This is a genomic window from Nostoc mirabile CHAB5784, from assembly GCF_020829645.1.
In the GTDB taxonomy this organism is placed as follows: domain Bacteria; phylum Cyanobacteriota; class Cyanobacteriia; order Cyanobacteriales; family Nostocaceae; genus Nostoc; species Nostoc mirabile.
This window is the reverse complement of the sequence record NZ_JAIVFS010000002.1, coordinates 225,620-247,584: the sequence shown is the minus strand read 5'-3', so window position 1 is coordinate 247,584 and position 21,965 is coordinate 225,620. Positions and strand designations below refer to the sequence as shown.

Annotated in this window: 23 protein-coding genes and 1 tRNA gene; 10 read left to right on the top strand and 14 right to left on the bottom strand. The window is 42.5% G+C overall.

The features are described from left to right. Positions 1-50: 50 nt before the first annotated feature. The 4 genes from LC653_RS03045 to prfC all read right to left on the bottom strand — a co-directional run bounded on the left by LC653_RS03045 (position 51) and on the right by prfC (position 6,443). Positions 51-485: a SufE family protein gene (locus LC653_RS03045; protein ID WP_229492522.1), complete on the bottom strand. Its 435-nt coding sequence runs from the start codon at positions 483-485 to the stop codon at positions 51-53. 682 nt (positions 486-1,167) lie between these two features. Continuing rightward, a complete protein-coding gene (locus tag LC653_RS03040; RefSeq protein WP_229492521.1) occupies positions 1,168-1,677 on the bottom strand; it encodes an RNA recognition motif domain-containing protein in 510 nt (169 codons plus the stop codon). A gap of 653 nt (positions 1,678-2,330) precedes the next feature. Then, a complete protein-coding gene (locus tag LC653_RS03035; protein WP_229492520.1) occupies positions 2,331-4,610 on the bottom strand; it encodes a M48 family metalloprotease in 2,280 nt (759 codons plus the stop codon). A 204-nt stretch (positions 4,611-4,814) separates the two neighbouring features. Continuing rightward, positions 4,815-6,443, bottom strand: a complete 1,629-nt coding sequence (prfC, locus tag LC653_RS03030; protein WP_229484512.1) for a peptide chain release factor 3 — start codon at positions 6,441-6,443, stop codon at positions 4,815-4,817. A 125-nt stretch (positions 6,444-6,568) separates the two neighbouring features. Here prfC and LC653_RS03025 point away from each other — a divergent pair, with 125 nt between their 5' ends. The 4 genes from LC653_RS03025 (at position 6,569) to LC653_RS03010 (ending at position 9,203) form a co-directional block, all read left to right on the top strand. Continuing rightward, positions 6,569-6,928: a DUF4870 domain-containing protein gene (locus LC653_RS03025; protein ID WP_118169069.1), complete on the top strand. Its 360-nt coding sequence runs from the start codon at positions 6,569-6,571 to the stop codon at positions 6,926-6,928. Between the two features lie 435 nt (positions 6,929-7,363). Further along, positions 7,364-8,344 carry a porphobilinogen synthase gene (hemB, locus tag LC653_RS03020; RefSeq protein WP_229492519.1) on the top strand — a complete coding sequence of 327 codons (981 nt, stop codon included), beginning with the start codon at positions 7,364-7,366 and terminating at the stop codon, positions 8,342-8,344. A 191-nt stretch (positions 8,345-8,535) separates the two neighbouring features. Continuing rightward, positions 8,536-8,790, top strand: a complete 255-nt coding sequence (locus tag LC653_RS03015) for a ribbon-helix-helix domain-containing protein (RefSeq protein ID WP_229492518.1) — start codon at positions 8,536-8,538, stop codon at positions 8,788-8,790. Beyond that, positions 8,787-9,203 carry a type II toxin-antitoxin system VapC family toxin gene (locus LC653_RS03010; RefSeq protein WP_229492517.1) on the top strand — a complete coding sequence of 139 codons (417 nt, stop codon included), beginning with the start codon at positions 8,787-8,789 and terminating at the stop codon, positions 9,201-9,203. Before LC653_RS03015 ends, LC653_RS03010 begins: the two co-directional genes overlap by 4 nt. A 30-nt stretch (positions 9,204-9,233) precedes the next feature. Here the strand turns inward: LC653_RS03010 and LC653_RS03005 are convergent, their stop codons facing one another. The 4 genes from LC653_RS03005 to LC653_RS02990 form a co-directional block, all read right to left on the bottom strand. Further along, a complete protein-coding gene (locus LC653_RS03005) occupies positions 9,234-9,830 on the bottom strand; it encodes a hypothetical protein (RefSeq protein WP_229492516.1) in 597 nt (198 codons plus the stop codon). Positions 9,831-9,864: 34 nt separating this feature from the next. Beyond that, the gene (locus tag LC653_RS03000) at positions 9,865-10,284 is read right to left on the bottom strand and encodes a putative toxin-antitoxin system toxin component, PIN family (RefSeq protein WP_229492515.1); all 420 of its coding nucleotides are present in this window, start codon (positions 10,282-10,284) and stop codon (positions 9,865-9,867) included. Further along, the gene (locus LC653_RS02995) at positions 10,281-10,550 is read right to left on the bottom strand and encodes a hypothetical protein (RefSeq protein ID WP_229492514.1); all 270 of its coding nucleotides are present in this window, start codon (positions 10,548-10,550) and stop codon (positions 10,281-10,283) included. The genes LC653_RS03000 and LC653_RS02995 overlap by 4 nt, the downstream gene beginning before the upstream one ends. A 64-nt stretch (positions 10,551-10,614) precedes the next feature. Then, positions 10,615-10,860 (bottom strand): hypothetical protein, encoded by a 246-nt coding sequence (locus LC653_RS02990; RefSeq protein ID WP_229492513.1) that lies wholly within the window; start codon positions 10,858-10,860, stop codon positions 10,615-10,617. Between the two features lie 315 nt (positions 10,861-11,175). On the opposite strand from LC653_RS02990, the gene LC653_RS02985 reads away from it, so the two are divergent. The 6 genes from LC653_RS02985 (at position 11,176) to LC653_RS02960 (ending at position 16,393) form a co-directional block, all read left to right on the top strand. Continuing rightward, positions 11,176-11,430: a hypothetical protein gene (locus LC653_RS02985; RefSeq protein WP_229492512.1), complete on the top strand. Its 255-nt coding sequence runs from the start codon at positions 11,176-11,178 to the stop codon at positions 11,428-11,430. A 151-nt stretch (positions 11,431-11,581) separates the two neighbouring features. Then, complete coding sequence (locus tag LC653_RS02980; protein ID WP_190892814.1) at positions 11,582-12,565, top strand: alpha-ketoacid dehydrogenase subunit beta; 984 nt, start codon at positions 11,582-11,584, stop codon at positions 12,563-12,565. Between the two features lie 228 nt (positions 12,566-12,793). Continuing rightward, positions 12,794-14,206: a protein translocase subunit SecD gene (gene secD / locus LC653_RS02975; protein ID WP_229492583.1), complete on the top strand. Its 1,413-nt coding sequence runs from the start codon at positions 12,794-12,796 to the stop codon at positions 14,204-14,206. Then, a complete protein-coding gene (secF, locus tag LC653_RS02970; RefSeq protein WP_229492511.1) occupies positions 14,203-15,189 on the top strand; it encodes a protein translocase subunit SecF in 987 nt (328 codons plus the stop codon). Before secD ends, secF begins: the two co-directional genes overlap by 4 nt. A 71-nt stretch (positions 15,190-15,260) precedes the next feature. Then, the gene (locus LC653_RS02965; RefSeq protein WP_229484500.1) at positions 15,261-15,674 is read left to right on the top strand and encodes a hypothetical protein; all 414 of its coding nucleotides are present in this window, start codon (positions 15,261-15,263) and stop codon (positions 15,672-15,674) included. Between the two features lie 248 nt (positions 15,675-15,922). Next, on the top strand, positions 15,923-16,393 hold the full coding sequence (locus tag LC653_RS02960; RefSeq protein WP_229492510.1) for a GNAT family N-acetyltransferase: 471 nt from the start codon (positions 15,923-15,925) through the stop codon (positions 16,391-16,393). Here the strand turns inward: LC653_RS02960 and LC653_RS02955 are convergent. The 6 genes from LC653_RS02955 to LC653_RS02930 all read right to left on the bottom strand — a co-directional run bounded on the left by LC653_RS02955 (position 16,356) and on the right by LC653_RS02930 (position 21,645). After that, complete coding sequence (locus LC653_RS02955; protein ID WP_229492509.1) at positions 16,356-17,297, bottom strand: sensor histidine kinase; 942 nt, start codon at positions 17,295-17,297, stop codon at positions 16,356-16,358. The two genes, LC653_RS02960 and LC653_RS02955, sit on opposite strands and share 38 nt — an antisense overlap. A 98-nt stretch (positions 17,298-17,395) precedes the next feature. Next, a complete protein-coding gene (locus LC653_RS02950; protein ID WP_229492508.1) occupies positions 17,396-17,995 on the bottom strand; it encodes an L-threonylcarbamoyladenylate synthase in 600 nt (199 codons plus the stop codon). 96 nt (positions 17,996-18,091) lie between these two features. Next, entirely contained in the window at positions 18,092-18,982 is an 891-nt protein-coding gene (gene prmC, locus LC653_RS02945) for a peptide chain release factor N(5)-glutamine methyltransferase (RefSeq protein ID WP_229492507.1), read from the bottom strand. Positions 18,983-19,001: 19 nt separating this feature from the next. Beyond that, positions 19,002-19,832, bottom strand: a complete 831-nt coding sequence (locus LC653_RS02940; RefSeq protein ID WP_229492506.1) for a Tic22 family protein — start codon at positions 19,830-19,832, stop codon at positions 19,002-19,004. Between the two features lie 611 nt (positions 19,833-20,443). Continuing rightward, positions 20,444-20,517: transfer RNA gene (locus LC653_RS02935), tRNA-Pro, on the bottom strand. Between the two features lie 576 nt (positions 20,518-21,093). After that, a complete protein-coding gene (locus LC653_RS02930) occupies positions 21,094-21,645 on the bottom strand; it encodes a GNAT family N-acetyltransferase (protein ID WP_100899858.1) in 552 nt (183 codons plus the stop codon). Between the last annotated feature and the right edge of the window lie 320 nt (positions 21,646-21,965).

Sequence of the window (21,965 nt, the reverse complement as noted above, 5' to 3'; positions counted from 1 at the left end):
GTCCTTTGTCATTAGTCATTTGTCCTTTGCTAATGACCAATGACTAATGACTAATGACCAATTTTAGATTCCAATGCTTTTTTTTGCATGGTTTTAAAAATATTGTAAAACCCATTAGCACGGGAAGGTGTCAGGCTAACATTTAAACCTGTTTCTTGAATAAAATCTGGAGTCAGCTGGACAATCTCAGTTGGCGTTAATCCATGTAATCCTTCAACCAGAAGCCCTACTAATCCTTTGGTTAACTGAGAATCGGAATCGCCCTGAAACACAACCTTACCGTCATCCAAGGCTGCGGTGATATAAACTTGAGACACGCAACCAGGAACTTTATTTTCGGATAATTTATCAGCTTCTGGGAACTCATTGAGCTTCTGAGCATACCAGATTAGCTGTTCGTAGCGTCGCTTCGGTTCGGAAGCGCGTTGAAAGCGCTGGACAATTTTAGCGAGCGCAGGTGGCAAAGAATCTAGAGTTGAGGACATAACAGAAGCTGCAAACGATCGGTATCACCTTGAGTGTAGATTATCTTTAGAGCGATGCCTACGGTGGTCACTGAGCTTTGTCGAAGTGAGGGCTGCGCCTACGCGCCTCCGGTTCACCTTGGCATATCAGCTAGCTATAACCTGTCAAATCTAGACAATTATTGCGATCGCATTCATTTTCAGTCAGGTTTTTGAATGCGCCTAATCACAAAAACTTAATTTTTTTATAAGCAAGCTCTAACAGTAACTCTATGGAAGGTATTGTTGTATCAGTATAGACTTACTATTACGTAAGGATGTGGAATGCGTGAAATTTATGTGTCGCTTGATTTTACTAGGAGTTACGCACTGTACAAATGCATCGTGATGTGCATTACCTAAAATAGGAAGTTTTCAGGCTTTTCTTAATTATTCTGCGATCGTAAATAGACCATGTTGTAGGGGCACAGCAATGCTGTGCCCTTACGAAAGATATAGTTTTTAACGTTGCTCCATATTTAATACTTCTTGTCAATGCGTAAGTCCTATTTACTATGCGATACCTAGGTTAGGCTGCGCCTACCCACTTACCAAATTAGCTGCAATTAGCTTTTAACTAAGCAGCTAGGTAATAATCAACAATTAAAAATTAAAAATCAAAAAAAATTCTGATTTTTAATTTTTAATTTCTCTCCCTTAGGGATTAATTCGTAGTTTGTGCAGCTAACATCTGCTTCAGCTTTTCTAATTCCGAAGCCCAACGAGGATCTGGACGAATAGCATCTGAATCGGTGGTTGTGGTGCTGTTTTCACGAGAACCTCCGCCACCGCCGCCGCCACGACGAGGCTTCTTAGAGCTTTTTTCGCGGCGGCTACCTTCTCTATTAGGGTTAGGAGTGGGGGTACTACTAGCAGCAAGAGTAACTGGTTTTGGAGGTTGCTCCTCACCCTCATCACCTTTTGTCCGAGGTAATGCCTTCTCTAGCTTAATGGGAGTGTCTTTGAACATCTGACCATTATATTTTTCAATAATTTCGTCAGCTTGTTCGTCGTTGTTGACTGTAAGAAAACCGAAACCACGGCATTTGCCAGTTTTACGGTCTTTAATTAATTTAGTAGTTACAGCATCACCTTCTGCTGCAAAAACTGCTTGCAGATCCTGACGATCTATTTCTTCTTTAGGCAAATTACCTATATATAGGCGAATGGACATGAACTATACCTCCAGAGTTGAATGAACATGGCAAGGCAAGAAAACAATCACTTGGCTTTGGCTTTTAAATAGATGCTATTGACCAAGACTGCCATAAACCAATTTTTTTGCTCGAAACTGTCAACCTATACAACAATACAGTTTTTCGTCGGGATCAAGCTTGTTTAATCCAAAAGCCCACACTATGTATGGTGAGCTAATAACACCTTAATTCTAAGAATTGTAAATTTAATAGTCTATTGCCTGCTAAAGTACACGCTTTCTTCCATGCCTTTTTCGCAGAATCAAATACCATTCCTTACATTACCACGGTATTTTCTACGTAGCTAGTTTAGCGCATACATTTCTGACGTTAGTATTACTGCATCGTAACATAAAACACATTTTTTATTCAACCAAGCATATTTTGAAACAAAAACCAGCCAGTGGCTGGTTAATTTCCTGCTGTGTTGGGAGGATAAAAAGTATGGAGCGGGGGAAAAGCATCCGAATTCATAACTAAGCTGTAGTGCTGAGTTATGTCGTTTGCTATTGTTTGTGTAAATAAATGTAACACTTTGAAAAAAAACCTGCAACTTTTGTTTACATTCCGATTTGTCCTTTGTCCTTTGTCCTTTGTCCTTTGTTAATGACCAATGACCAATGACTAATGACTAACCAGTGAGAAAAACGTATGCGCCCCAAGCCTGTGCTGCAACTGCTAAAAAAGTAGACCAAATGGGATGAGGGCTATGAATGGTTTTACCACTTTGAGTTTCCAGGGTTTGGATATCGATCCAAGGTGTTGCTCCTCGGCGGAACCAACCTGTGACAATAATTTGCCTACCAATGAGATCCTGGTGATTGACTGGCTGTCCTAGCCAAGAAACGTGGTGTAATTTCACTAAACCTGCGCTGGATTGAAGGATTAAATCTTGCGCTAGGGAGTTGCTAGTGCCTTGACGACCTAATAATTTACCCACAAGACGCACGCTGATGCTATCAATTGGTAAGGCAGAAGGGTCAGCTAACAGGTTGGGTAGGTAATCGTCATTTTGCACAGTGGCAGGTTTAATATCGGGGAAGAAAGAATTAATCCGCATCACTGTACCGATGCTAAAGCCAATCAGAAGGCAGCCTGTAATGAAAGACCAATCTTCATATATCCACTTTAGATTTAAAAACTTGAGTGCGAATGCTAGTTGCCAGGTTAGCCAGACGAAACCTGCAAACAGAACCCCTAGAGGAATTCCCAACCAGGGAGCGATTTGTAATAAGAAAGACTGACGCTTAACTTTTGATGGAACGCTAGCAAAATGTAATTCGGTGTCTAGATGCCAGTGACGGGCTATTTGGCAGAGGCGTTCGATGCGATCGCCCATCAGGGGATGACTATTATTAATCGTAAACCATCGGCGATAGGGATTGGCAGTATCCCACTTCAAAAATGATTCAAAAGATAGATTGCTGGCAATAGTGCCCAAAGAAAGGCTCTGTTGCTGGCTGACTGGTGTCAAGAGATTTAAGCTTTCTAGTTGCCAACTTGTTTCTTCTTCTTTTTGGATATCAGCTGCAATGCCAATGGCAATTTTGAGTAAAGCGCGAATCAGGGCATTGGGATTACCAGTAATTTCAGAGGCGACGCGATCGCTATAATAAAGCCGCAACCGCGACAACCATAATGCAGTCCCAGTCAGCAAACACCAAACTCCATAAACGATACTAGCTAGAATTGTCACCGGCGATCGCCAAATTTTCCCTGATATTTTGTCTCCCCAGTTCGACACTTGCTGATATAGCTGATGAATTGGTAGTGTCACCAGCAGCAACAAAGACATCACAGCAAAATCCCAGTGAGCAATATGCCCTAGCTGCGTGGCGTAGATAATGGCGATTTCATCATCAGCTAGTTGCTCTAATAGCCCCTGACTTACAACAATCCTGGCATTACGTGGTAAACTACCATAGGTCAGGATAATTGGTGCAGCCATTGGTAAAATCCGCAGTTTGGGTAACGGCCAGTGCCTCTGTTGGCAACAACGTTGTAGCACCCGAACAGCTTCGCGGCTATGGGCATTCAATACATCTTTGGAAAATTCTCGCTGACCATACAAGTTTGCCAGTAGCAGATCCAACAACCAAGGTGATACTCCAATCAAAATCACCAATACTATTAGCAACAATTTAGTAGGGTCGCGGTATAAAAGCTGCAATGGCTCTAGATAAGGTAGTTTGACTAGAGTCTGGTTGATGAATCCCATTGCGAACTTGAGCATTTCTCGGATCACCCAAAACAGAGCAATGAATGTTCCTGCTGTTAGCAACCGTAAAGGGATTAATTTTGGTTTACGTAGGGGTTGCCATGCTCTGGCGCGTTGTGCTTGTCGCCAATAAATAACGCCGAATAATTTAGCTTGGGTGCGGGTAACAGAACCCATGAAGCCGCTTAAGGGTACAGATCCTGCTGCTGGCAATGGTGTCGCTACTGTAGCTTTGAGTTTAGCTAGTGGCACCATCGACGGGGTATCATTGCTCTTGCTTTCTATTACTTGATCTTTTGGTTCCTCTAATGTAGAAGTTTCCGGAGGAGTAACTGGGGTTGAATCTGGCGTTGAATCTGGGGTTGAATTATCAAAAGCAACAAATCCAGTTTCGATATTTTTTGATTCTCGATCGCGTTTTTGACGTTTTGTCAGGTGTTCGAGAGCGCGTGTTGCCCACTCTTGAACTTGCGGATTGTTACTCTCAATGAGATTCTGAGAAATAGCGATCGCTTTGGAGGCTTCTCCAATCCGTGCATAAGCCATCACTAAACCAACCTGGGCTTGTAAGCTAGCAGTACCATTACTTTGGCTGCTAGCAATAGGTTCTAGTTGAGCGATCGCTGTTTGGTAATTTCCCTGCTTGAGGGCAACTAAACCAGCCTCCAAAGACGGTTTGGCATGTGAAGGCATACAAATTCTGGCACTCCAATCTCTTCTAAATGATCCACGTTTGTGCAAAAGCGCGAACCTCGGATGCCGTGGAAATCAACCGCGCTCAAGTTTTGCTTGTCAAATGAAAAATCAAGAAAGAATAAAGGCGTCAGTCGTCAGAATTCAGTTGGCTCTTTTGTAGGACTAATTCTGAATTCTGGATTCTGAATTCTGTATTCTTCTTCATTCCTCCACTGGTTGTTGACTAGAAAAAACTGGGGCAATCGCGCTTAATTTTAACTCTGGATGGTCGCCCAGTAATTGTTGACAATTCCATTCATTGCGGAATAGCAACACTGGTCGTCCCATACTGTCTTTAACTGTAGTGGTATTGAATATTCGTCCCACTTTTTCTAATGCTTCCCAACCACCCTCAACCCAACGGGCGACACTGTAGGGCAATAAGTCTAATATGGTTTCTACACCATACTCATTTTGTAAGCGAAACTGCACCACCTCAAATTGCAACTGACCCACCGCCGCCAAAATTGGATCGCGCTTGGCTTCATCAGTTGAATACATAATTTGCACAGCACCTTCTTCGCGCAATTCCGCAACGCCTTTTTGGAATTGTTTAGACTTCGAGGGGTTGGGATTCCTCAGAGATGCAAACAGTTCCGGCGAGAAATACGGAATCCCCTCATATTCGAGCTTTTGTCCCGTGTAAATTGTATCCCCGATCGCAAAAACACCAGGATTGTTCAAACCGATCACATCGCCAGGATAAGCCACATCAATCGATTCTCGCTCTTGGGCAAAGAGTTTTTGCGGGCGAGACAGACGGATGATTTTACCAATGCGGGCGTGATTCACCATCATATCTTTTTCAAACTTACCAGTGCAGACCCGGATAAATGCGACGCGATCGCGATGTTTCGGGTCCATATTCGCTTGCAGTTTGAAGACAAACCCCGAAAATTCCGGGTATGTAGGGGGAACTTCGCCAACACTGCTGTAGTGAGATCCGGGTTTGAGGGCATAGTCGAGGAAATACTTGAGGAACAACTCTACGCCAAAGTTAGTCATGGCGCTACCAAAAAACACAGGAGTCATTTTGCCTTCGTGTACCAACTGCAAATCTAACTCTGGCCCAACTCCATCTAACAGTTCCAGATCATTTTTCAGTTGGTAGTACAGGCTTTGTTCTAGCTGCTCTTCTATTCTCGGATCGCCTAATTCCACTATCGTATCACGGGCTTCTCGGCTGCCGTGGGCGCTGCGTTCAAACAGGTGAATTTGTTGCTTGTGTCGGTCAAAAACACCTTTAAAGCGATCGCCCATACCAATCGGCCAGTTTACCGCATAGGTTTGCAATCCCAGTTCTTGCTCAATTTCATCCAACAATTCCAGAGGTTCTCTTCCTGGGCGATCGAGCTTGTTGATAAATGTAAAAATTGGGATACCCCGTAACTTACACACTTCAAATAATTTGCGGGTTTGGGGTTCCAAACCTTTTGCCGCATCAATTAACATCACTGCATTATCGGCGGCGGCAAGGGTGCGATACGTATCTTCACTGAAGTCTTGGTGTCCGGGAGTGTCTAATAAATTTATCTGGCAGTCCCGGTATTCAAATTGCAACACCGTGGAAGTAATAGAAATACCCCGTTGTTGTTCCATCGCCATCCAGTCAGAGGTCGCCTTACGCTGTGCCCGTCGCGCCTTAACCGCCCCAGCTTCGTGAATTGCACCTCCGTATAAGAGTAGTTTTTCTGTTAGTGTAGTTTTACCTGCATCAGGGTGAGAAATAATCGCAAAGTTGCGGCGAAGTTCAACTGCTTGAATAAGTTCAGACTGAAGTTCAGTAGACATAAGTGTATTTGTTTGTTAGCTAGCTTAATTTTTTTTTGACTCTAGTAAGTCTTTTAATCTTAAGACAACGATGCTCGTGATAGGGTCGTAATATAACCAACAATCTGACCAAATAGGAGAAAGCAATGTACGACACAGATAAGCGAAAGCTTTTATCCGCCTTGTCTCATGGAGCCATTTTTCTCAGCACGACATTGGTATCTGTAGGTATACCTATTGCCATACTGTTCGTATCTGATGATCCTGTTGTTAAAGAAAACGCCAAAGAATCCATTAATTTCCACTTCAACGTCTGGCTTTATGGAGGAATTCTGGGAGCGCTGTTTTTTCTATTCGGTTGGTTAGTGTTACCTCTATTATTGCTGGGGCCATTAGCCGGTCTGGGATATCTATTACACTGGGGATTAACAATTTGGGCACTTATCGGAGTTTTCAGCAATCCTGATATACCCTTCCGTTATCCCTATATTTTCCGAGTTTTTTAATACAAATTATCATAGGGCATGGGGCATAAGGTCATTGGTAATTGTCATTTATTTGCTACCAAGTACAACATTTCATTAATTCGTAGCGAATTCTCTGCATCCCTTTGCGTTTACCTCTGCGCCACTACCCTGCGGGAAGGCAAAGCGCCTATGCGTTTAAATTTCAACCCTCAATTCCCCACGATTTTGCCAACAGACAGTCTTATCATTTTGAATGCGTGAATTTTGAATTGCTTACTATGTTGTTTTTTTTCCAGCCCGTCGGATAGATGCAACCAAGCTGTAGAATACAAAATTGCCCCACAACTTGATTAAGAGTAGGGCAAAGGACAGTTAAGCACTGTTTGTAGTCTGTCTGACGGCAGGAAAATTTTAGCCTGCTTTTGTGACGGTTTGTTTTGTGTCCATTTGCGTTGTTTTTCTTCATAAAATTTTATGTTTCCTATACATCGCCCCCGTCGTCTGCGTACTCATCCTCAATTGCGCCGGATGGTTCGTGAAACTGTTTTGACAACAAGCGATTTAATTTACCCACTATTTGCTGTACCGGGTGAGGGAATCGCTAACGAAGTAAAATCGATGCCCGGAGTCTACCAACTTTCGGTAGATAAAATTGTCGAAGAGGCAAAAGAAGTTTACGACTTAGGAATTCCTTCTATTATTCTATTTGGGATTCCGGCTGATAAAGATGTGGATGCTACTGGCGCTTGGCATGATTGCGGTATCGTCCAAAAAGCAGCGACGGCGGTAAAAGCAGCAGTGCCAGATTTGATTGTAATTGCCGATACTTGTTTATGTGAGTACACTAGTCACGGTCATTGTGGTTATTTAGAAGTTGGTGATTTAACAGGACGAGTTTTAAATGACCCTACTCTGGAATTGTTGAAAAAAACAGCAGTTTCTCAAGCAAAAGCTGGTGCCGATATCATCGCGCCTTCTGGGATGATGGATGGCTTTGTCCAGGCAATTCGTGTGGGTTTGGATGAAGCCGGATTTCAAGATACACCGATTTTGTCTTATGCTGCTAAGTATGCTTCGGGTTATTATGGCCCGTTTCGGGATGCAGCAGACTCGACACCGCAATTTGGGGACAGAAGAACTTACCAAATGGACCCAGGTAACGCCAAGGAAGCGATTAAAGAGATTGAATTGGATATCGCTGAAGGTGCGGATATGCTCATGGTTAAGCCAGCCTTGGCATACATGGACATTATCTGGCGGGTGAAGGAAGCGAGTAACTTACCAGTTGCGGCTTACAATGTTTCTGGTGAGTATGCGATGGTGAAAGCTGCGGCTCTCAATGGTTGGATTGATGAAGAGCGAGTGGTTTTGGAAACTTTAACTGGGTTTAAACGGGCTGGTGCAGATTTGATTTTGACTTATCATGCCAAAGATGCGGCGCGATGGTTAAAGTAGGCTAGGCATATTGAATACTAATTTAGTGGTAGTGGGAAATCTCACGCAGAAGCGCAAAAACGCAGAGTAGTGTTTTGGTGTTTGGGCGTGAGATTATTTGTATTTTGGGTTTGGCTGGTGCGAAATTCAAACAAAATTTAACTAATCCGCGTTATACTTGTCATACGTGTATTGCAAGTATGATAAAAGTTATGCTCAGTGTCAGGCTGGATGAAGAAACAGAACGGCAGCTAGCCGATATTTTAGCTCACGAGCAAACGGAAAAGAGTGAATTGATCCGACGCTTGATTGCTGAACGCTGGCTAACCTTACAAGCGGGTAAAACTTTGGTAGAGAGGCGGGGTGGACACCCTGAACATCTGCTACAAGATGCACCAACGGATTTATCGGAACGCTCAAACCGTAAAAAAGCGATCGCTCAATATCTGAACAAGCGCCACCCATGACCTACTACCCGCTCATACTCGCGGATAGCGGGTTTTTGTTTGCGTACTACAGCGCCAGAGATCAGTATCACCAACAGGTGCGTCGCTTCTTTGAAAACTGTACTTCCAGGCTGGTAACTACGCCTATTTGTATTGCAGAAGTGGTGTGGTTGCTGAACTTTGATTGGCGCACACAAAACGACTTTCTTCTAGATGTTGCCAAACAACTCTATGAGTGTGAGCAACTATTGCCGCAAGATTTTTCGCGCATTGCTGAGTTGAATACTCAGTACAGAGATTTACCAGGGGATTTTGCAGATTTATCTTTGATTGTCATTTCAGAGCGTTTAGATATTGCTGCGATCGCTACTTTGGACAGTGATTTTGATATTTATCGGCGTTATCGGAAAAAACCTTTTGAGCGGGTGTTTTAGGGATGCGATCGCTACTTCATTATAATTTTTTTAGCGGACACCACTAGCTAAGATCCCTAAAATTTTATTGACATCTTTAAGATAATATTCACTTAAATCAATCTGGATAGATTGACCTTCTAATTTTAAAAATTGCCAAATACTTCCAGTTGTGACAGTTCCATAAATTATCAAATTTTCATTACCTGCTCGTTCGTTAAATATTCTTGCTGCTAACATTTCGGCTACACATTGTCCTAAACCAGCAGTAATGTTTTCTTTTTTAGCTTCTACAATAATAATAACTGGTGCAGTGATAATTAGTCTTTCTAGAGAACGGGTAATTATAAAATCACAGATTCCATTTAAACCTTGTGCCGGATCAACATTGAATTCAACACCAGAAAACAAATTTATCTGGTCATTTAATTGTCGTCTCAAATCTAGTAAAATCGGAGAAATAATCATCTCAGAGCGAGCTTTTTCACTATTGCTAGCAATAGCTATAGGTAAATTATATTGAAGAATTTCTTTTAATAAATCACTGGATTCTATCTCAGATATATTAGCAAAAATATTAGTTTGCTCAATAGTATTTATTTGAAAATTCTGTTTAATTTTCTCTAAAGTAAAATCACTATATGACATATCAGGAGACACCTTCAGACAACAACGCTAAAACTTAATCTAAGAAATAACGACTTAAAAAATCTTGCGGAGTTAAAATTGGAATTCCGTTAAATTCTATCAACACCAATAAATCTAAATCACCAGTAACAATTGCTTCAGCATTTGCCGCAACAGCCGCAGCCAAAACTAAATTATCTTTTGTATCGCGTAATTGAGGAGCATCTACAGAGACAGTTGGACAATCATTTAATAAACCCTTGACTACAGAAATCAAATCCTCAATCGTATAACCTCTTTGTTGTAGTCGTAGTTGAAATTTATCACGTTTTAAAGTTGTTTCTAGTTCTAATAATAAAAATTCAGAAGCAAATATATTAATTTGTTGATTTCTTGCTAAACGCAAGGTTTTACCAGGAACACCTCCCCACAACAAGGCTGAAATCCAAACATTTACATCAAGGATAACTCTCATGGATTAGACCATAACTCCTGTCTGACATCCTTAACAATTTCACTAATTTCTTCTAGCGTGGGTTGATTTGGATCGGGTTCTAATTGTTCAATACTTTGTAAAAAATCATCTAAATCTACATTTTGCTGAGTAATTTTTTCTAAAACAATACAATTTTCCTTTAGAATTACTCTGTATTCATCACCAGGTATCAGTTGAGATTCAATTTCTGCTGGGAGATTTATTTGCTTTTCATCAGTGACTCTGATAATTGGATCTGTCTGCATAAGTTTACTCCTTTATCGCATTATAATGAATACCTAATATATCAGTCCAAAGTTCTTGTCTAACTTATTTAACTATTTGGCTGATTTCTTCAAGCTTTGCTTGATTTATATCTGAACCAGCCTCTTTCACTCGTTTTCTTAATTTTTTTAGTGTTAATCGGTTATAAGTTTTTTTGAAAACTATCTCATCTTCTATAACTGAGACTTCATACTCAGTACAGGGCTGAAGCTGTGCTAACACTTCTGGAGGAATTTCTAGCTTTCCATCAGCCGTTACTTTGGCAATAATAGCTGTGTTCTTAATTTTCATATTTGAGTCTAATTCGATTTTATCCTTTTATTTATGCCATTTAGCTGGGACGTAGACAAGAATTGCTTGTAATTAGGCAATATATACTTTTTCTCCTGACTTATCTTCTGGGAGGAAGCGTGAGAACGATAAAATGAGGGTTTGCCGAGGGAGTTCGTTGCAAAAACAGAAACCAGAACCGTAAACTTTGACCGCACCCATAAAATCAATATAAAGTTTCAGCAATATCCCTGAGGACAATTAAATAATTTACTAATATGCGGGATTGGTTCCGGCAGGAATAAGGCTGTCAATAATCACTGATTGAGGCTAAAAATGATGAGGAGTGCAAAGTCTCAGAGGATTTTCTGGTGCTTGCTACCAAGATTTACCCGCTACAGTTTAACTTTATTGCTGAGTGCGGTAATGCTTGCTGATGCTGTGGGGGCGACACCGAGAAACCGAGGGTTGCAGATAGCACAGCAACCAGGAACCACTCAACAAAATGCCACTCGCGCTGCTGCAGAACGGGTTTTTCAAGAGGGGAGGCGATCGCTCATAAAGCTCATAAAACCTCTAAAATCTAAATAAAGTAGCTGTTGATATAGTTATGGCAATTACTCGCTCTATGCTTGGGGCGGTTCGTTTAAAAAACCCAATCTCTAACTAGTGCGATCGCTCACCGTATTTGCGACAGCAGCACGATAAAATTCTAAAACTATAATCGTACTAAAAGGTCTAAATGGCAGAAACATTATTCTTCAACGCCTTACGGGAAGCCATTGATGAAGAAATGGCGCGTGATTCCAGTGTATTTGTTCTCGGTGAAGATGTCGGACACTACGGCGGTTCCTATAAAGTTACCAAAGACCTGTACCAGAAATATGGTGAACTCCGCATTCTAGACACCCCCATTGCCGAAAATAGCTTTACTGGGATGGCAGTGGGAGCAGCGATGACAGGGTTGCGTCCCATAATTGAAGGCATGAATATGGGCTTTTTACTGCTCGCCTTCAACCAAATATCCAACAACGCTGGGATGCTGCGCTATACTTCTGGCGGTAACTTTAAAATTCCGATGGTAATTCGCGGCCCTGGCGGTGTGGGACGGCAGCTAGGCGCAGAACATTCCCAGCGACTAGAAACTTACTTCCAAGCTGTGCCAGGGTTGAAAATTGTTGCCTGCTCCACACCAAGAAACGCTAAAGGACTACTGAAATCCGCTATCCGCGATGATAACCCCGTGTTGTTCTTTGAACACGTTCTGCTTTACAACTTGAAAGAAGATTTACCAGAAGAAGAATACTTGCTACCTCTGGATAAAGCAGAAATGGTGCGTGAGGGGAAAGATGTCACAATTATTACTTATTCAAGGATGCGGCATCATGTGCTACAAGCAGTAAAAACTCTTGAAAAACAAGGATATGATCCAGAAGTTATCGATTTAATATCTCTCAAGCCATTAGATTTTGATACTATTGGTGCATCAGTACGTAAAACCCATAAAGTCATTGTTGTAGAAGAATCGATGCGAACTGCGGGTATTGGAGCAGAAGTTATTGCCTCAATAAACGATCGCTTATTTGATGAATTGGATGCACCAGTACTGCGCCTTTCTTCCCAAGATATCCCCACGCCTTACAACGGCAACCTGGAGCGATTAACAATCATCCAACCAGAGCAAATAGTGGAAGCTGTGGAAAAAATGGTAGCTTTGCGAGTTTAAAAGTTAGGAGTTAAAAGTTAGGAGTGAGGAGTTAAGAATTTAATCTTGAATTTACAACTCCTAACTCCTAATTCACAAAACTCCTAACTCTCAACAAATTAGCAACCAAAGCCCAAACATTTACATTTTTGTTCACAACTCCTAATTCACAACTCCTAACTCATAACTCCTAACTCATAACTCCTCAAAAGAGCGCTATTATAGCCTTTGTCAGTTGCGAGTTATGGTATGCAAAGACAGCGATCGCTATTAATTTTGATTTTAGTCCTGATAATCGCCGCTATTACGGTGATTGCTACAATTCCGATACCTCTTGGGCTGGACTTGCGCGGAGGCTCACAGCTCACAATTCAGGTGAAACCATCAGCGGATATTCCCCAAATCACCGAACGAGAATTGGAAGGTGTAAAGAAAGTTGTCGAAGGTCGGATTAATGGTCTGGGTGTTTCTGAGCCATTGATCCAAACAGTGGGCGCAGATAAAATATTGGTGCAACTACCAGGAGTTAATGACCCAGAGCAAGCCGAACGGGTGCTAGGCGGTACGGCGCAGTTAGAATTTCGCACCCAAAAGCCGAATACAGAAACCCAACTGTTTGCTTTTCAAACATCTAGAGCCGAATTGAAAGTCAAACAAGAAGAGTTGAGAAAGAGTACTGACAAAACAGCAATTGTCAAGAATCAAGAAGATTTGCTTTCAAATAATCAAGTGATCGCAGAATTGTTTGAAAGCACCAATCCACCGCTAATTGGCAAATACCTCAAGGATGCCTATGGTGAACCCAGTCAAGGTGACAACTGGCATGTTGCCATTCGCTTCGACCAACAGGGTGGTCAACTGTTTGCCAATTTGACAAAAAATCTTGCTGGTACTGGGCGTAGCATTGGTGTTTTTCTAGACAATGAACTGATCAGCGCTCCTACCGTGGGCATAGAATTTGCCACCGCAGGTATTAGTGGTGGCTCTGCCATAATTACAGGACGGTTTACCGCACAACAAGCCAATGATTTAGGCGTGCAGCTACGTGGTGGTGCATTACCCGTACCAGTAGAAATTGCAGAAAGGCGGACAGTAGGGGCAACTTTGGGTAAAGATAGTATTCAAAGCAGTATTTATGCTGGGGTCGGTGGTTTAACTTTAGTATTAATATTCATGGTGTTTTATTATCGATTACCAGGACTGATTGCGGATGTGTCACTAGTGATCTACTCCCTCTTAACTTGGTCAACCTTTGCTTTATTGGGTGTCACCCTAACTTTGCCGGGAATTGCCGGTTTTATCCTCAGTATTGGGATGGCGGTTGATGCCAACGTGCTAATTTTTGAACGGACGCGGGAAGAATTGCGGGCTGGTAAATCTTTGTATCGTTCTGTGGAATCTGGTTTTTACCGAGCATTTTCTAGTATTTTAGATAGCAATGTCACTACATGGATTGCTTGTGCTGCCCTGTTTTGGCTGGGGTCTGGTTTAGTCAAAGGCTTTGCACTGACCTTAGCTTTGGGAGTGGGTGTGAGTATGTTTAGCGCAATTACCTGTAGTCGGACATTGCTGTTTTTGGCAATTTCAATTCCTTCTTTGCGGAAGACAGAACTTTTCTGTCCAAACCTGCCAGTGTCGAAGAAGGCAGAGGTGGCTCAATGAAACTGAGTATAAACAAATCGCGATCGCTTTGGTGGGCTATTTCTGCTGCTATTATTCTTGCCGGTATCATCTCAATGGTGATTTCTTGGCAACAACCCAATATTCGCTCCCCCCTACGTCCCGGTTTAGACTTTATCGGTGGTACACGGTTGCAGTTTGTCCGAGATTGCACCAAACCCGGTAACTGCGACAAACCAATTGATATCAACGCTGTTCGGGAAGTCGCAAAAGCACAGGGACTTGGTGATAGCAGCATCCAACTTGTCTCGGAAAATGGGGCAGAAAATGGTGTATTAATTCGGTCAAAAGATTTAAGTGTCGATCAGCGCACCAACTTGCAAAATGCTTTAAGCGAACAAATTGGTGTTTTTGATCCGCAAAAAAACCAAATTGACTCCGTTGGCCCCACCTTGGGAAAAGAACTGTTTAGATCCGGGGTATTGGCTCTGATAGTTTCCTTCATCGGTATTACTATCTATATGACCTTCCGCTTCCAGTTGGATTATGCGGTGTTTGCGATCGTTGCCCTATTGCACGATATCTTGATCACGGTAGGGGCTTTTTCAATTTTGGGTTTGGTGGCGGGTATCGAAGTAGATAGCCTTTTTATCGTCGCCTTACTTACCATCACAGGTTTCTCAGTCAACGACACAGTGGTGATTTACGATCGCATTCGGGAAACCATTAAAATCAATCCTGAACAGCCAATTGCCGAAATTGTAGATGATGCGGTTAACCAAACCCTGACAAGATCAATCAATACGACCTTAACCGTGTTGCTAACATTATCTGCGATCTTTCTATTTGGCGGAGAAACACTGAGAAACTTTTCTTTAGCTTTGATTATTGGTTTCACGATGGGAGCTTATTCAAGTATTTTCATCGCCAGTACTCTCCTTACTTGGTGGCGAGAAAGGGGTCAATCTCAAGTGGTAGACAGCTTAGAGCCGATTGATACATCTACCAGTTCCCAGGATAGTTAAACTTGTGTGCATTTCACAATTGGTTTACTGATTTTGAATTGCTCACCTATGCTTTGGAATTTTATTCCCCTATGGATCAACCGGAAGAACCATTGATTACTGGCCCAGACTTGGAAAAATCTGACCCATCGTTTGCTCAACAAGTACAAAGGCTACACCAGCTGACAATATATGGCAGGTGGCTGTTTGTCGGCTTTTTGTGGCTCACCATTGCGCCTGTTAGCTTGTGGGGTCTACGTGCAGAAATTTCTCTGTGGCAACAATATTTTACCTGGGTAGCGGTGCGATATGGACTCTTCTACCATCCACTGTCTACCTTCGGTTTAGCCTTTTGTATTGGAATGACTGCTGCTGTTTTAGTTTGGCAAAGTCGAAATATCTTACTCGGACTACCACAGCAGGAAAAACAACGTTTAGAAACACAAGTTTATCGGATACGTCAGCAGGGGCCAACTCATCCTCTATGGAAGTGGGTTTGTCATTAAACTTCAATACGGTTCAGTTAAGGCTAAAACCTTTTGGCAAAGTCAAGTTTTTTAACGAACCTTATTAGGCGCAGAGAAGCCAGTGCGCCCTTGCGGTTAAGAGACTTGAAGCAACTGGCGCGGCACTGAGAGAAGAAATAAATGCTTAACTGAACTGTATTGCATTAAACTTTCTTTCTCGTTGAATATATTTTCTTGCAAAATATGACTTAACCATACAAAGGTATTGCCAAAACTGGATGCCATACATGAACGAGTCTCAGATTCAATTTAGCGAACGCAAGTCTGAAATTGACCTTTACCAACTCCAAGAACTGTTAAACGTTTCAGCTTTCTGGGCAAAAGGTCGCAGTATTGAAGATTTAGGTATAGCCATTGCCAACAGTGAGCCAGTGATTTCCGTTTGCCTTCGCGATCGACTCATTGGCTTTGCTAGAGCAACATCTGATGGCATCTATCGCGCCACAATTTGGGATGTTGTGATTCATCCAGAGTATCAAAGTAGTGGGCTGGGAAGTAAATTAGTAGAAACCGTTTTGAGTCATCCCCGCATGAAGTGGGTTGAGCGCGTTTACCTGATGACTACTCACCAGCAGGGTTTCTACGAAAAGATTGGTTTTCAACCCAACACCACGACTACGATGGTGTTATGCAACCAACCTAACCTTGCTTTCGTTCCTCCTACAAAAGTTCAGCTTCAGGAATCACTAGGGGGATAGAGATTTGTAATCTGCTAATCTCTTGATGTGATTCCTTCGCAATCGTCGAGGGCAGGATTTCTAACTTTCCTCCCATAACTTCCACCAGAGTCTGATTGATTAATAGCTTCATTCCTGGGGAAAGAGCAGCGTTTCCTTGGTCAATCTGGATCGGCTGATCTTCAGATTTAATCAAATCAATCGCTTCGCTCCAAGGTATGGCATGGGTTGGTACATCCAACCAAATGTGTACACAATTACTTGTAGGTACTGTGCTGCTAGAAATACAGATGCTGCCTTCCTCCATTTGAGTAATGGCAGTATCTATTAAACTTATCAATATTTGGCGGAGCCAGAGGTAATCTGTCAAAACATAAATTTCTGGGTCGGCGGGTAACAATTCCAAGGGAAAATTGCGATTGGCCGCCAGCATATAAGTTAATTTATGAACATCTTCCAAAACTTGTGCTAACGGTCTGGGCTGAATATCTAATTTATTAGTACCGTGTTCAGTTCTGGCAACGCTGAGAATTTCATCCATCAGCTTGAGTAGCTTCAGGGTTCGCTCGTAAGCTTGGGCAATAAATTCTCGCTCTTCAGCCGGATCTTCACACAGATCCGACAAAATTAACTGATGCAAGCCTATCAGACCACTGAGGGGCGATCGCAATTCATGGGTAGTCCGCGCCAAAAAACCAGCTTTAAACTGGCTCATTTCCCTTGCCATAAGGTATGCCAGCTGCGTTTGCTGTAGCTGTTGCGATATTGGTAGCATATCTTCTTGATCTAATGGCGCTACTGGAGATGAGCTAGATGAAACATTAGGCGATGCCTGCTCTGGGCGTAGCCATCGCGCAAATAACTGACGGAAAATCATACCTAGTGCTATTCCTGCTCCTAGATATATCCAGTTGCTCCAATTCATAATTTGGCAATTATTAACTTGTTAATTGACCACAACAGCGCAAACTAAAGTTCCAGATTTCTCTGTTGCTAAAACCAGGAAGACAACATTATAGCGACCTATATTTGGTTATCACTCGAAATATCTAACTTTATCGCACCTTGCCGCAAAATCTGCCAATTTATTCCTGTCCATTTAGCAACGGTGGAAGGTACACCCACCCCTGATATTTCACTCTGGTAATCTAAAGTCAGAACCTTGGGAAACTGAACCTCAATTTCTGCCATCGTTTGCAAAGGCGGCTGACCAGAAAAATTGGCGCTAGTAGTAGCAAGTGGGCCTGTTTGCGCCAAAATAGTTTGGGCGATCGCACTGTTTGGGACTCGAATCCCAATTGTCGTATGATCAATAGGGTTCATAACTTTTGGTAGGCGATCGCTCGCTGGCAACACTAATGTCAGCCCTCCTGGCCAATATCTGTCTGCTACTTCTTGCCAAACTTTATACTCGTCCTCACTACCTTTGATATACAGCCACAAATCTTTAGCACTAGCAGCCATCAAAATCAAAGGTTTGTCTTGACTGCGTTGCTTCACCGCAAAAATTAATCCTGCTTTTTCTGGTATCGCTGCAAGTGCAGGAACAGTATCGGTGGGAAAGCTCACCAACAAGCCAGCGCGTGCGCCAGCTATTAGATTTGTTAAAGAAACTTGTGTCATGTTTACAAATTTAAGAGTAGAGACGCGATTAATCGCGTCTGTACAGAAGTTACGAGTGAGGAATTGTCATAACTCATAACTCATAACTCATCACTCCTAACTTTTATAAGCTACGGCAAAGCGTTCAATTCCAGCTAAATCAGCGTGAATTTGAATTTTACAATAGCTACCTTGATTTTGTAAAAGTTCTCGCACTGCATCCGCCTGTCCTGCCATCATCTCAATTAACCACACGCCACCAGGTTGCAAATAGCTGGAAGAAATTTCTATCAAATGGCGAATGCAATTTAAGCCATCAGTGCCACCATCCAAAGCTAGATGTGGTTCATGGTTAACTACTTCTGGTTGCAGGGTAGGTAAGGTACTGGTGGGTATATAAGGGGGGTTCGACACCATACCACTGAACTGACCTTTTAAGAATGTCAGTGGCTCCCACCAGGAACCTTGATAAAATTTAATCCGGTCAGCAAAACCTAAATTACGAGCGTTGGTTTGGGCGATCGCCAGAGCTTCTAAACTGTAATCAACAGCATGAATTGTTGCTGGCAAGACATCTGCTAATCCCAGTGCGATCGCTCCACTCCCAGTGCCTAAATCAGCCCAGTGTCCTGAGCCATTACTAGCAGATGCTAAAGCTAAATCAATTAAGCATTCTGTCTCTGGTCTGGGAATCAAAACCGCACTTGACACTGCAATTTGAAAGTTACGCCAAGGTGTAACTCCGGCAATATACTGCACTGGTAAGCGGTCATTTAATCGCCTTTGCCACAAACGATCTAACTCTTCTAGAGGCAATTGCAGGTGAATTTGGGGCCAGTTTTTAAAAGACTCCAAACGCAGTGCCAAGCGGTCTAACCCAGCAACTTCTAGGAGCAGCCAATCTACCTCGGCTGGTGGGACATCAGTGGCGATCGCTGCTTGGTGAGCAGTATTGCGCCACTGCCATAGTTGTAAACCAGAAACTACCCTTGGCTGTTTATCCGCCATGTGGTAATGCTAGGGATGCTTATTTTTTGGGTGCGGCCGGAGGACGTGAATTGTTGCGATTGGTTGCGGGGGTCTTGGGTGCGTTATTAGGTTGCGTCCTGATGATATACTCTCTTGACTCTTGGGAAGGCACTAGAACCACTTGTTTGAGCCATTCATCGTTTTTCTTTTGTAAAGCATCGATAACTCCATCTACTTCTAGTACCTGAATGTCAGCCTTGGGATTTTTTTGCTTAACTTGGCTCAATAAACCTTGTGCGTCTTGCTTACTCAAAAATAGAGGAATAAGCCGCTGATTATTAGCTGTCAGGTTAACTGATACATATCCTTTATCTGGTGCAAATCGGACAGCAAAAACAGGTACGCTCTTAAACTGCTCTACCTTCTGACCGCTTTGGCGCAGCAAGTCCATTGCCCCCCGAATGTCTTGATCTCCAGGTTTAAAGGCAAATACAAGACGGTTGGGCTGATTTTTTGTTTGTTGCAGTTGCTGATAAATGACTCCTAAAGGCAGTGCTGTCACCTGTACGCTTTTCACCAATTCTTCCATCTTTGGATCTTTGCCTTTAACATTCCGCAACTCGGTAATAAAGGCTTGAGCCTCTTGGTGACTTAGATAAACATCTGTTACCGAAGCACCCCCTTTTTGACCATTTTGACCTTCTGACAGGGTACGACTCAGTGGTATACCTTTATCATTTGTAATCAAATATACTGGTACAGCATCCAATTTTTCTTTTATTTGTTGTTCTGGCAATGCCAGCACTGGAACATTTCCCAGAAAAACAGTCCCCAGCAGGGTACTCCCTACTAAACCCAATGTTGCGCCCAAGCGAATAAATGATTTCATGACTGCTCCTCGCATTAATAGTCCAATTAAATTAAACAAATGGTTGGATGTTGCACAGCACCAACTAGCTTTAGTTATATAGCAATCTATTTAAATTGTGAAAAATTCATTGTGCGCGTTGAGGTTGGGTGTTAACCGTCAACGGTCAAAATCCAATATTCCGCAACTATTTAGGGTTGCTATAGTAGCATTTTGAAAAATCGACTGTGCTAAATTTGTGTTTTTATCGATTTCGTTTTGTTATTCACTACGAAATCCTGTAGATGCCTATTATTATGTCTTTTCAAACCGTCAAAAGTCTCTCTGTCTCTTGACATTGGAGATGATAAATGCCATTTTATCGGCTTTCTCTAATATCGGGTGACGCTATTACTTAATCAATCGTTCCATCGCGCTTGCTTTAATATTTTCTCAAATCTACACAAAGCTTAGTGTCAGGAATATCTTACTGCATAAAGACGAAATTTGCCTGTTAGGCTTCAACAGCCAAATTAACACTATAACAGGCAATTTGTTATTATCCGTAAAAATGTACAAATTAATTGCACATCTTAGCAACAGAGCCTTAGCCAATCGGCCTTAGCTGTTAAGCATATTAATTATTTAAAAAATCGGGATGACAGGATTTGAACCTGCGGCATCCTGCTCCCAAAGCAGGCGCGCTACCAAGCTGCGCTACATCCCGTTTCGACTTATCTGCTTTTTGTGGTTTGGTTTTATCCCATCAAAGCGATCGCGCCTTACCAAAAGCATTAAGGTAACTATATCACATTAGACCGTTTATGCTAATCTTTTTTATCCTTTGCCAAAGACAAGATAGATTACATTGTTTCACTGATAGGACTTACGCATGAGTTACGGAATAACGTAGACGCAAAGCGGTGAAGCAGCGCGGTCTTCTCACATTGGGAGAGGCTAACGCCAACGCGTAGCGTCTCGTAGAGAAGGGGGTTTCCCCCATGAGCGACTGCTGTTAGGGCAGCGAAAGCGTTCGCGAGTGCGTCTCGTAGAGAGGTACGAGCGTCACCCGGAGGGCTTGCCCTCCGGCTACCGCTCCAGGCACAGAGGGCACGGAGAAATCAGAGTTTGAGAAATATTTTGCGTAAGTCTTAACTGATAAAGGTTTTTTGCCGACTTAGTTTTACAAAATAGATACTTGCGCCTTCATCGGCAGAAAAAAAGCAAAACCACATCAAAATCATAGATTTTCACTATTTAACCTGATTTTATTGCGTAAATCGGGTTTTATTTTGATTAAGCGCTAGTGAGGATACCAGAACATGCCTTTAATGCCTTCCGGATCAGCCATAAACCCCATAGTTCGGTAGAAATCTACAACATGGGGGTCGGCGAAGAGAGTGACATTACTAATTTCTTCACTCCTAAGTTTTTTGAGAACGTATTTCATCAGTGCCTTGCCCAGTCCTTGACTTTGAAAGTCTGGGTGAACCACCACATCCCAAATAGTGGCATTAAACGCGTGATCTGAGGTAGCACGGGCAAAACCAATGAGCCGCTTTTGGTTTCCTCTTACCTGCCACATTGAGGCGACAAGAAAACTATGCTCAATAGCTTTTTTCACTTTTCTTAGAGGACGACGCGACCAACCAACTGCATCACAGAGTTCTTCTAGCTCATACAGGTCAATGTCTCGTTCCGTACTGAAGACGATGCGAGTCTCCTTTGAAGAAGCTTCGCTCAGACTGCTGGAGTTGGAGTTGCCCGCAGCATCGGCTCTATATTCTTCAAAGGGGTTTGTCCTACTAGGCGCTACAGATTCAGGAGTACTAAACCAAGTTTTCCAAAAACCCATGCCAACGTGGTTCGGGTAGTATAACTGAATTGGTTTCCACTCTCAGGAGTGTTGATTCACGTCTAACATAGCTACCCCCATCTACTACCCTTTTACACTCAAATTTTTTCGGTTGTTTTCGGGATTTGCAATGGTAACAGCTAGTTAGGGCGTGTTTCACACCAATCATTTTCAACTTTAGCATTTTGTTGTAGAGGCTAGGAGAAATTCACCAAAAGGGTAAGGATATAAATACAGCAGTTTTCTTTTGCATGAAGTAGAAAGCTGCGGGTTTTGAGGCAGTCTGAATATCTGAGGCGTGAGTCTTGCATTTTGTACCT